General features: G+C 71.9%; 9 protein-coding genes. 7 read left to right on the top strand and 2 right to left on the bottom strand.

The window, feature by feature from the left end:
* Nucleotides 1–42 precede the first annotated feature (42 nt).
* Entirely contained in the window at nt 43–1,677 is a 1,635-nt protein-coding gene (locus ACFUK0_RS38030; protein ID WP_380258270.1) for a M4 family metallopeptidase, read from the bottom strand.
* 483 nt (nt 1,678–2,160) lie between these two features.
* Here ACFUK0_RS38030 and ACFUK0_RS38025 point away from each other — a divergent pair, with 483 nt between their 5' ends.
* From ACFUK0_RS38025 to ACFUK0_RS38015, 3 genes are all read left to right on the top strand, one after another.
* A complete protein-coding gene (locus tag ACFUK0_RS38025; RefSeq protein WP_380258268.1) occupies nt 2,161–2,697 on the top strand; it encodes a MarR family winged helix-turn-helix transcriptional regulator in 537 nt (178 codons plus the stop codon).
* 122 nt (nt 2,698–2,819) lie between these two features.
* Nucleotides 2,820–3,158 (top strand): DUF3817 domain-containing protein, encoded by a 339-nt coding sequence (locus ACFUK0_RS38020; protein WP_380258266.1) that lies wholly within the window; start codon nt 2,820–2,822, stop codon nt 3,156–3,158.
* Between the two features lie 176 nt (nt 3,159–3,334).
* Nucleotides 3,335–5,035: a methylmalonyl-CoA mutase gene (locus tag ACFUK0_RS38015; protein ID WP_380258264.1), complete on the top strand. Its 1,701-nt coding sequence runs from the start codon at nt 3,335–3,337 to the stop codon at nt 5,033–5,035.
* A gap of 72 nt (nt 5,036–5,107) precedes the next feature.
* On the opposite strand, the gene ACFUK0_RS38010 is transcribed toward ACFUK0_RS38015, so the two are convergent.
* Nucleotides 5,108–5,809 carry a TetR/AcrR family transcriptional regulator gene (locus ACFUK0_RS38010; protein ID WP_380258262.1) on the bottom strand — a complete coding sequence of 234 codons (702 nt, stop codon included), beginning with the start codon at nt 5,807–5,809 and terminating at the stop codon, nt 5,108–5,110.
* Nucleotides 5,810–6,206: 397 nt separating this feature from the next.
* On the opposite strand from ACFUK0_RS38010, the gene trxA reads away from it, so the two are divergent.
* The 4 genes from trxA (at nt 6,207) to ACFUK0_RS37990 (ending at nt 10,598) form a co-directional block, all read left to right on the top strand.
* Nucleotides 6,207–7,202 (top strand): thioredoxin, encoded by a 996-nt coding sequence (gene trxA, locus ACFUK0_RS38005; RefSeq protein WP_380258260.1) that lies wholly within the window; start codon nt 6,207–6,209, stop codon nt 7,200–7,202.
* Between the two features lie 706 nt (nt 7,203–7,908).
* Nucleotides 7,909–8,568 carry a DUF6230 family protein gene (locus tag ACFUK0_RS38000; protein WP_380258258.1) on the top strand — a complete coding sequence of 220 codons (660 nt, stop codon included), beginning with the start codon at nt 7,909–7,911 and terminating at the stop codon, nt 8,566–8,568.
* Between the two features lie 129 nt (nt 8,569–8,697).
* Entirely contained in the window at nt 8,698–9,231 is a 534-nt protein-coding gene (locus ACFUK0_RS37995; RefSeq protein ID WP_380258256.1) for a DUF6114 domain-containing protein, read from the top strand.
* Nucleotides 9,228–10,598 carry a hypothetical protein gene (locus ACFUK0_RS37990; RefSeq protein ID WP_380258254.1) on the top strand — a complete coding sequence of 457 codons (1,371 nt, stop codon included), beginning with the start codon at nt 9,228–9,230 and terminating at the stop codon, nt 10,596–10,598. Before ACFUK0_RS37995 ends, ACFUK0_RS37990 begins: the two co-directional genes overlap by 4 nt.
* Nucleotides 10,599–10,742 lie beyond the last annotated feature (144 nt).

Here is a 10,742-nt window from a genome sequence, read left to right as displayed (position 1 = left end):
GGCCCCTCCAGCGGGCCCCGGCACCGTCGCGTCCGCGTGGCGTCAGCTGACGTTGACGCCGCTCCAGGCGGCCGCCACCGCGTTGTACTCGGCGGAGCCGGTGCCGTACAGGTCCGTCGCCGCCTTCAGGGTCGCTGTGCGGGCGGCCTTGTAGTTGGTGGTGGAGGTGAAGTACACGGTCAGCGCGCGGTACCAGATCTGCGCGGCCTTGGCCCGGCCGATGCCGGTGACCGTGGAGCCGTTCGACGTCGGGCTGTTGTAGCTGACGCCGTTGACGGTCTTCGCGCCGCTGCCCTCGGACAGCAGGTAGAAGAAGTGGTTGGCGACGCCGGACGAGTAGTGCACGTCCTTGCTGCCGACGGTGGAGGACCAGTAGTCCGCCGAACCGCCGTCCTTGGAGGGCTTGTCCATGTAGCGCAGCGGGGTGCCGTTGCCGTTGATGTTGATGAGCTCCCCGATGAGGTAGTCGGGGTTGTCCGAGGGCAGGTTCGCGTAGAACTCGACCATCGTGCCGAAGATGTCCGAGGTGGCCTCGTTGAGGCCGCCCGACTCACCGGAGTAGTTCAGGCCGGCCGTCGCCGCGGTGACGCCGTGGCTCATCTCGTGGCCGGCCACGTCGATCTCGGTCAGCGGGTGGGTGTTGCCCGAGCCGTCGCCGTACGTCATGCAGAAGCAGGAGTCGTCCCAGAACGCGTTGACGTAGTTGCTGCCGTAGTGGACCCGGCTGTACGCGCCGACGCCGTTGTTCTTGATGCCGTTGCGGCCGAAGGTGTTCTTGTAGAAGTCCCAGGTGGCGGCCACGCCGTACTGGGCGTCCACGGCGGCGGACTGGCCGTTGGAGGCGAGGCCGGTGCCCCAGGCGTTGTCGGCGTCGGTGTAGAGCGTGCCGGCGCCCGAGGTCTTGTTCTTGAGGTCGGTCGTGTACTGGCCGCCGCGGGTGGCGTCCTTCAGCTGGTAGGTCGAGCCGCTGAGCGTGGTGGTCAGCGGGACGGAGCCGACGAAGACGCCCTTGCCGGTGCCGGCGGCGGTCTGGATGTCCTCGTGGGTGGAGAGCACCTCGCCGCTGGCGGCGTCCGTCACCAGGGTCTGCCGGCTCGGGGTGCCGTCGGCGCGCATGCCCTCGACGACCGTGCGGTACGCGAGCCGCGGCGTGCCGGAGGCGGCCCAGACGACCAGGGCCGGGGTGCCGGCCCGGCCGACCTCGCTGATCGCCTGCTCGTCCTTGTCGGCGGCGATGCCGACGGTGGCCCGCACGGCGCCGGTGGCCTGCGCGAGCGCCTTGTCCGCCGACAGCGCGGGGGTGAGGCTCGGCAGCGAGAGCTGTCCGTCGACGGCCTTGTCGACCGACTGCACGGCGCCGTCGGCGCCCTGGTGCACGATCAGGTCGCCGCCGAGCACCGGCAGGCCGCCGAGGGTGCGCTCGTAGCGCAGGTGGCGGGTGCCGTTGGCGTCGACGACGGCGTCCTTGGCGACGAGCTGCTCCTGGCCGCCGAGGGCGAGGGCCCGGGCCAGCGGCGCGGACTGGCCGTTCGCCACGGCTATCAGGGCGGCCCGCTGCTGGGCGGCCTGGGCCTGCGGGGCGGGGGCGGGGCCGGCCTGCGCCGTGCTCACCTGGATCACACCGGTGAGCAGGGCGGTGGCGGAGAGTACTGCGCCGGCTGCGAGCTTTCGCTTCACGTACGGATTCCTTCCAGTCAACCGCGTGTGCGCGGTCGCGCCGCATCCCGGGGCACCAGGGGTTAGTGCCGTTGGGGCGGGACGGACGCTGACGTGCTGCTCCGTGCGGTCATGCGGCGGCTACCGCTGGGGTGGGCGGTGGCTGTCGTACGGGGCTGGCCAGAAGCATGACAATCGACCACGTGAAATGACAGGTATCGCTCACGAATTGGCACTACCTCGCCAGTGCGCCGGTCATATCCGAAAGCGACAAAGCGCTCATATTGCCCAGGGCTGACGGGGTTTCACCCCTGATGGCGGCTCACTCCGCCGAGAATCCGGGCAACGCCGAACGGTGGCCCGGCAGTTGGCCGTGGTTCACATCCCGGCAATGTCCTGGTATGTACCTGAACGCGAGGCTGGCGACATCCCGCCATCCGCCGGCCTTGTCCACGATCAGGGACGCTGGTACTCGCGGCCGCACCCGCCGGTACGGTAAGAGGCGTGGCCAAGCCCCTCGCACTCGACTTCGATCCGATCGCCCGCGCAGACGAGCTCTGGACCCGCCGCTGGGGCACGGTGCCCTCGATGGCGGCGATCACCTCGGTCATGCGCGCCCACCAGATCCTGCTCGCCAGGGTCGACGCCGTCCTCAAGCCCTACGGGCTCACCTTCGCCCGCTACGAGGCCCTGGTGCTGCTCACCTTCAGCCGCACCGGCGAACTCTCGCTCTCCAAGATCGGCGAGCGGCTGATGGTCCACCCGACCAGCGTCACCAACACCGTCGACCGCCTGGAGCGGGCCGGCCTGGTGGCCCGCCGCCCCAACCCGCTGGACGGCCGGGGCGTGCTCGCCTCGATCACCGACCGCGGCCGCCAGGTCGTCGAGGAGGCGACCCGCGAGCTGGTGGCGATGGAGTTCGGCATGGAGGACTACGACGCCGGCCGGTGCCGCGAGGTGTTCGACCTGCTCACGCCGCTGCGGGTGTCGGCGGGCGACTTCACCCCGGCCGAGCCCTCGCAGGAGCCGTCCGGCCGGTAGCCGGGGCACCCCCGCGGGGGCGGGGGTGCGCGCGGAACGCCGTCCGGCGGCGGCTACCCTCGGGGGAGCGGTGCGCAGATCCGGACGTACCGACCGATTGTGCCGAGCGAGGCGAGGAACGAATGAAGGCGACCCCCCTGCTGGGCTGGTACCGCGCGCTGGCCATTGCGACGGGCTGCGCGCTGCTGGTGTTCTGCGGCTTCATGGTCGCGAAGTACGGCTTCGGCGCTGCCGAGGACGTCACCACGTACGTGGCGATGCTGCACGGCTACCTCTACATCGGGTACTTCGTGGTCACCTTCCTGCTCGGCCAGAAGCTCAAGTGGCCGATCGGCCGGCTCGTCTTCACGCTCGCGGCGGGCTGCATCCCGTTCGCCTCGTTCTTCGCCGAGCGCCGCGTGGTGCGGGAGGCGACCGAGCAGGCCGTGCCCGCCGCGGCCCAGCAGCCGGCCGCCGTCTGACGTTCCGCACGAAGGGCGCCTCCTCCCGTCGGGGAGGGGGCGCCCTTCCGCATGTCCGGCGCCGGGCGGGCGTGGCGGCATCGACAAGTAGTAGGACATCCTAGTAAATTGTGAGGACGTCCTACTAGTTTCGCCGTCCCACGTGGTGGCGGCCGCACGGAGCGGAGTTCGGCCCAATGGACGCCGAAGAGATCGAGCGCGGCAGGCAGCGCTGGCAGCAGCGCTACGACAGCGCGCGCAAGCGGGACGCGGACTTCAGCACCCTCTCCGGCGACGAGGTCGAGCCGATGTACGGCCCGGCCGCGGGGCAGCCCTACGAGGGGTTCGAGCGGATCGGCTGGCCGGGCGAGTACCCGTTCACCCGCGGCCTGCACGCCACCGGCTACCGCGGCCGGACGTGGACGATCCGGCAGTTCGCCGGCTTCGGCAACGCCGAGCAGACCAACGAGCGCTACCGGATGATCCTGGACTCCGGCGGCGGCGGCCTCTCGGTGGCCTTCGACATGCCCACCCTGATGGGCTACGACTCCGACGACGCCAAGTCGCTCGGCGAGGTCGGCCACTGCGGTGTGGCGATCGACTCGGCCGCCGACATGGAGGTGCTGTTCCGCGGCATCCCGCTCGGCGAGGTCACCACCTCGATGACGATCAGCGGCCCGGCCGTGCCGGTCTTCTGCATGTACCTGGTCGCGGCCGAGCGCCAGGGCGTGGACCCGGCCCTGCTGAACGGCACCCTGCAGACCGACATCTTCAAGGAGTACATCGCCCAGAAGGAGTGGCTGTTCGCCCCCGAGCCGCACCTGCGCCTGATCGGCGACCTGATGGCGTACTGCGCCGAGGGCATCCCCGCCTACAAGCCGCTGTCCGTCTCCGGGTACCACATCCGCGAGGCCGGGGCCACGGCCGCACAGGAGCTGGCGTACACGCTCGCCGACGGCTTCGGCTACGTCGAACTCGGCCTCTCGCGCGGGCTGGACGTGGACGTCTTCGCCCCCGGCCTGTCCTTCTTCTTCGACGCCCACCTGGACTTCTTCGAGGAGATCGCCAAGTTCCGGGCGGCCCGCCGGATCTGGGCCCGCTGGATGCGCGACCGCTACGGCGCCAGGACGGACAAGGCGCAGTGGCTGCGCTTCCACACCCAGACCGCCGGCGTCTCGCTGACCGCCCAGCAGCCGTACAACAACGTCGTCCGCACCGCCGTCGAGGCGCTCTCGGCGGTGCTCGGCGGCACCAACTCGCTGCACACCAACGCGCTGGACGAGACCCTCGCGCTGCCCTCCGAGCAGGCCGCCGAGATCGCCCTGCGCACCCAGCAGGTGCTGATGGAGGAGACCGGTGTCGCCAACGTGGCCGACCCGCTGGGCGGCTCCTGGTACGTCGAGGCGCTGACCGACCGGATCGAGGCGCAGGCCGAGGAGATCTTCGCGCAGATCCTGGCGAAGGGGGAGCGGGCGAAGGGCGCCGGCGGGCACCCGATCGGCCCGGTCACCACCGGCATCCTGCGCGGCATCGAGGACGGCTGGTTCACCGGTGAGATCGCCGAGGCCGCGTTCGCGTACCAGCAGGCCGTGGAGAAGGGCGAGAAGCGGGTGGTCGGCGTCAACTGCCACCCCCGCAGCGTCACCCCCGAACTGGAGATCCTCCGGGTCAGCCACGAGGTCGAGCGCGAGCAGGTCCGGGTGCTGGCCGCCCGCCGGGCCGCCCGCGACGAGACGGCGGTGAAGGCCGGGCTGGACGCGATGCTCGCCGCGGCCCGCTCGGGCGCGTCGATGATCCCGCCGATGCTGGACGCGGTGCGCGCCGAGGCGACCCTGGGCGAGATCTGCAACGCGCTCCGGGAGGAGTGGGGCACCTACCGCGAGACCGCCAGGTTCTAGAGCCGGTCCGGCACCCGCCCGGACGCCCGCCCGGGACGCGCCCTCCAGGGGCCCGTCCCGGGCGGCGCCGTGTCAGGGGCCGGCCGGCCCCTCCAAGCCCGGGAACGGGCCGAGCAGCAGGGTGGTGAAGCGGCGGATCCACTCCGCGGTGACGGGCTCCCCGCTGACCAGGATCCGGTGCTCCACGGTGCCGGCGATGGTGTCGAAGATGATGTCGATCTCCTCGGCCGCGGTGTCCGCGCCGTGGTCCGGGTCGAGTTCGCCGCGGGCCTGGGCGTTCGCCCGGCCCTGCCGGACGAGCTGCTTCTGCGGGTCGACGATGGCCTCGCGGATGCGGCGGCGCAACTGCGGGTCGCGGGTGCCCTCGGCGAACAGGGCGAGCAGCGCGGCCTGGGTCTCCGGCCGGGCGAGCAGCGCGGCGAACTCCTGCACCACGGCCTCGATGTCGGCCCGCAGGCTGCCGAGGTCGGCCAGCACCAGGTCGTCGAAGAGGGTGGCGACGGCGTCCACCACGAGTTCGTTCTTGGACGGCCAGCGACGGTACAGGGTGGTCTTGGCGACGCCGGCGCGGGTGGCGACGTGGCCCATGGTGAGCCCGCCCCAGCCGAGTTCGGCGAGGGTCTCGCGGGTGGCGTCCAGGATGGCGCGGTCGGCCGCGGCGCTGCGCGGCCGGCCCTTGGCGCGGGCGGCGGCCTCGTACGGGGCTGCCGCCGCGAGGTCGGGCGGGGCCTGCTCGGGCGGGGCCTGGGGCAAGGGGGTCTGGGCGGCGGACACCTGGCCTCCTTGCGTTCTACCGGTAAGTAACTTGGGTGGGACGGGTAACGGTAGCGACTGACCGCCCCCGTTGGCAGCCGGACGGGCGCCGAAAGTGGGGCAGCTCACGTCCCGCGATGCCCGGAGGGGCTTGCGGCGGGGGGCCACCGTGCAGTTACGCTACGACTCGTAGCGAAAGAGTGACCACCACGCGTCGACACCCTCGGTCGAGGGTCCCATGGGATGGGGCGGCGCGAGGCGCGGGTGGGGATCCGCGCCGGACGGCAGGACCAGCAGCACCAGCAGTGCCGGGGGGAGAGGGTTCCCGCACGGGCGGCTCGGACCACGCAGACCAGCGGGGTGCGACTTTCCCGGCGGATGGCACCCGGCACCGGCATCGACGGGGGAGGATAGTGCCATGCAGCCACGGAATTCGCGTCCCACCAGCTCCGCCCTGCGCGGTGCCGTCGACCTCGCAGCGGTGAAGGCAGCCGGCGAGGCCGCCCAGAAGGCCGAGCAGGCCAGGGCCGAGCGGGCCCGCCAGGCGGCCGCCGCCGAGGAGGCCGGGATCGCCCCGGCCGGCCCGGCCTACCCGCTCGTCATCGACGTCTCCGAGGAGACCTTCGAGGCCGAGGTCGTCCAGCGCTCCACCGAAGTGCCGGTGGTCATCGACTTCTGGGCCGAGTGGTGCGGGCCCTGCAAGCAGCTCAGCCCCGTCCTGGAGCGGCTGGCCGAGGAGTACGCCGGCCGGATCGTCCTCGCCAAGATCGACGTGGACGCCAACCCGCAGATCTCCCAGCAGTTCGGCATCCAGGGCATCCCGGCCGTGATGGCCGTGGTGGCCGGCCAGCTGGTGCCCCTGTTCCAGGGCGCCGAGAACGAGGCGAACGTCCGCAAGGTGCTGGACCAGCTGATCCTGGTCGCCGAGCAGCGGTTCGGCGTGGTCGGCGGCGCCGGCCAGGGCCAGGCCGCCGAGGGCGGGCAGGGGCCGTACGTCCCCGAGGACCCGGCCCTCGCCGCCGCGCACGACGCGCTCGACCGCGGCGACCTGGGCGGCGCCGTGCAGGCGTACCAGAACGTGCTGCTCGACCAGCCGGGCAACGCCGAGGCCAAGCTGGGCCTGGCCCAGGCCCAGCTGCTGCGCCGGGTGGAGAGCTTCGACCCGCAGGCCGTGCGCCTGGCGGCCGCGGCCGACCCGAAGGACGTCCGGGCGCAGCTGGACGCGGCCGACCTGGACCTGGTCGGCGGGCACGTCGAGGACGCCTTCGGGCGCCTGGTCGACACCGTCGGCCGGACGTTCGGCGAGGACCGCGACACCGCCCGGCTGCGCCTGCTGGAGCTGTTCGAGGTGATCGGCCCGGAGGACGCGCGGGTGACCGCGGCACGTGGCGCACTGGCCCGCGTGCTGTTCTGACCCCCGGCCGTTACCGGGCCTGCGCCGCTTTGCGGTGGCACGGCAGGTGACCTGCGGTGTCGCTGGTGATTTGGCGACAATCCGGTCATCCCGGCCGAGGTTTACCAAATCTTGACAACGCCCCTGGACGGTCACCTCTGGTGACCGTCCAGGGGTGTTTCTCCGGTGTTTCCCCCGGATTTCCTCGGCACGAATCCTCCATTTCGTCACGCTGGGTGAACGATCGGTCTTGTTCATGATCAACTCGACTCGTTGTTGGATTACCCGTCAGTAACGAACCTCTTGTGCTCAGCCCGGGATTCGAGCACGATCGGCGACGCCTGGTCCCCACACTCCAAACCCCCGGCAGCCGGTCGGCGCAGCGGAGCGAGGGATCCCCACCGGGCAGCCGACGGCTCCGGCCGCCGGCTGGAGGGGCAGGGGGGTATCCGCGCACCCACAGCGGTTCCTGTCCTTCGAACGGCCGCGCAGCCTGCGCGGTCGCTGGTTGTCGCTCGGGGGTGATCGCCGATGTCGTCGGTCGTACCCGCCGCCCCACAGGTGGCCGGTGCTGGAACGGGAGTGCCGCGTACCGCGGCACCCTGGCCCGACAGCACTCATGGCGCTCTCCGCTACCGAGGACGTAGCTCTCTCCCATCCCAGGTCACCGCCGGTGCGACCCGTACCGGCAGGTGCCGGAGATGTACGTCCTAGAAGGAGGACTCGCATGTCCCAGACCTACGGCAAGACCCGCTGGAAGCGCTTCGCCCTGGTGATGGTGCCCAGCCTGCTGGCGACGGGCGCCGTCGGCGTCAGCATCGCCAACAGCGCGCTCGCCGCCTCGTTCAGCATCTCCGGCCAGCAGTTCAAGGTGAGCACCAGCCACCTGCACGGCACCAACTTCGCCCAGTTCGGCGCGGTGGATGTCGAGACCAACGGCACGTTCCACCCGGTCGCCGTGTCGGCGTTCGACACCGCCACCATCAACGACCTGTGCCAGTCCGTGGTCACCGACCTCAGCAAGCTCGGGCTCGGCAAGATCACGCTCCAGCTGCACGCGGGCACCGACCCGAAGAAGCCGGTCACCGCGAAGAACCTGCTCATCGACCTCGAGCAGCTCAACGCCGACGCCGAGTTCACCAACATCAACATCGGCCAGGACGCCTCCACCCTCAAGGGCACGGCGACCAACGGCTGGCAGGGTCACGCGAAGCTGGGCGGCGCCGGTCTGCCGAGCGGTGCCTCCGGTTTCGCGCAGTCGGCCGACGTGGCGGACCTCTCCGGTGTCCAGCAGACCGCACGGGCCACCTCGGCCGGCACCTTCACGCTCAACGGCCTGAGCCTCTCGCTGAAGAACGGCGACGGCGCGGGCAACGAGTGCTTCTGAGCCTGCTCTGACGGTGCGTCGGCCGGCGCATCCGGATGACGGTTCTTCCAGGCCGGGGGCGGCGCAGTACTGCCGCTCCCGGCCGCTCCATCATTTCTTCCCTCGTAGACACCATCGAGGAGCTGCATCATGTCCAGCGCAACCGCCCCCGTGTGGCCCGACGAAGCCGGCGGCGTCACCCGCCTGCGGCTGAGGTTCCGGACCTGGCGCCGCACGCGTCCGTTCTGGGCCGGCGTGCTGGCCATGGTCGCCGGCGTCCCGATCCTCTACTTCCCCTACGCCAAGCTCTCGTTCAACGGCATGACCGTGGCGATGTCCACCACCGCCGGCTCGGGTTCGCTGATCATCGGCATCCTGCTGATGGTGCTCGGCCTGACCGCCTGGTACCAGCCCATGAGCCGGATCTTCGCGGGCGTGGCGACCACGTTGCTGACCCTGGTCTCGATCCCGGTCTCCAACCTGGCCGGCTTCGGCCTGGCGCTGATCCCCGGGCTGGTGGGCGGTGGCCTGATGGTCGCCTGGGCGCCGCTCAAGGAGCCCGAGGCCGCTGAGCCCGCCGCCGAGCCCGCTGCCCACCACGACGCCGGGGCACTCGGCGACGAGCCCACTGCCGTCCAGGGCGTCATCCCCGCGCAGGCCGGGGAACCGGAGGAGGCGCGGTGAGCGGGACCGACCGCGCGGACTCCCCGATACCCGGGCAGCGCACCGACAGCGGCGCCCGGCACGCGGCCCCCAGGATCTCCGCCCGCAGCCGTCTGCGCGGCCGGGCACTCGCGATGGCGGCGGTGCCCACGGCGCTGCTGATGGGCGCCGTCTACAGCCCGTCGCTCGCGACCGCCGACACCCCGGCGGGCAAGGCCTGCGCGAGCGCGCCCGACACCGGGTCGGACGTCGTGCTCCAGGAGACGCCCGTCCCGAAGAGCGAGCTCACGCCGGTGCCGGGCACCCAGGGGCTGCCGACCGCCTCGCCCAGCGCGACCGCCAAGCCGTCGGCGACCGCGAGGCCGACCTCCAAGGCGACCGCGAAGCCGACCCCGAAGGCGACTGCCAAGCCGACCGCCACCGCCACCAAGGCCGCCGCCGCCGGCGGCGGACAGGTCATCGGCGCCGCGTACGTGGTGCCGGCGGCCGGTTCGGCGGCTGCGCCCGGCGTGGTGCAGAGCGGCATCATCGACGACATCGTGGGTGGCATCGGCAACCTGGTCCACCCGTCGGCCTCGCCGAGCCCGTCCGCCTCGCCGTCCCCGGCCGCCGCGTCCCCGGCCGCCGAGGCGACCGGCAGTGCGGCGTCCGCCCAGCCGGCGTCCCCGGCGGAGTCCGCCCCGGTGTCCTCGCCCGCCGCGTCCGCGCAGCCGGAGGGCGCCCCCACCGCGGCGGCGTCGGCCCCGGCCACCGCCGCGGGCCCCGCGGCCACGGCCGGCCCCGCTGCGGAGGCCGCTGCCGCGCCGTCCGCCCCGGCCACGCCCTCCGCGGCGGCGACGGCGGACCCGAACTGCGTCGTGGACACCCGCTCGGTGACCGCCCAGAAGGCGGCCGGCGGCGACGTCGTGCCCGAGCAGAACTGGACGCTGCTGAGCAGCCGGCTGGGCCTGCACGGCGCGGTGTTCAACGGCGTGTACGACGTGCACACCCCCACCGGGACGAAGCGCGTCCTGAAGTTCACCGTCGCGAGCGTCGACATCGAGAACCTCGACATGTCGACGCTGGAGGGCAACGGCAAGACCTTCCACGTCAAGGGGGCGGCCGGCAGCACCTCGACCATGCGCAACGGCCCGGTCACGATGTACGTCGAGCGGCTGTCCGGGCATCTGTCGAAGCTGCTGGGCCTGCCGATCCCGATCGACCTGGGCGAGATCACCCTCACGCCGGACACCCTGCCGCGCTGGCTGTGGGACTTGATCGGCGCCGTGCCGATCCCGCTCGACATCGAGATGACCGGGGTGGAGGCCGTCCAGGCCGGCCAGTTCGGCGGCACCCTGAAGATCCCGGGCATGCACCTGTACAACGACGACAAGCCCTACACCAACTGAGGCTCCCCAGCAGGTGCCACAACGCCCGTGGGGCGGCCCCTCCGAGTCGTACGCGGCGGCCCACCGCCGCTGAGAGATAAAACAAAAAAAGCCCCAACTAAAAAACACAAACACCGATTGTGAGGGGATTGTGTTTGTGACGTG

It is taken from the genome of Kitasatospora sp. NPDC057223, from assembly GCF_042669755.1.
Classification (GTDB): Bacteria; Actinomycetota; Actinomycetes; order Streptomycetales; family Streptomycetaceae; genus Kitasatospora.
This window is presented reverse-complemented; position numbering and strand designations above follow the sequence as displayed.

Coding starts and splice junctions, on each gene's coding strand:
- ACFUK0_RS38020 (WP_380258266.1), top strand. CDS start 2,820: ATGAAGGCGACCCCCCTGCTGGGCTGGTACCGCGCGCTGGCCATTGCG.
- ACFUK0_RS38015 (WP_380258264.1), top strand. CDS start 3,335: ATGGACGCCGAAGAGATCGAGCGCGGCAGGCAGCGCTGGCAGCAGCGC.
- trxA (WP_380258260.1), top strand. CDS start 6,207: ATGCAGCCACGGAATTCGCGTCCCACCAGCTCCGCCCTGCGCGGTGCC.
- ACFUK0_RS38000 (WP_380258258.1), top strand. CDS start 7,909: ATGTCCCAGACCTACGGCAAGACCCGCTGGAAGCGCTTCGCCCTGGTG.
- ACFUK0_RS37995 (WP_380258256.1), top strand. CDS start 8,698: ATGTCCAGCGCAACCGCCCCCGTGTGGCCCGACGAAGCCGGCGGCGTC.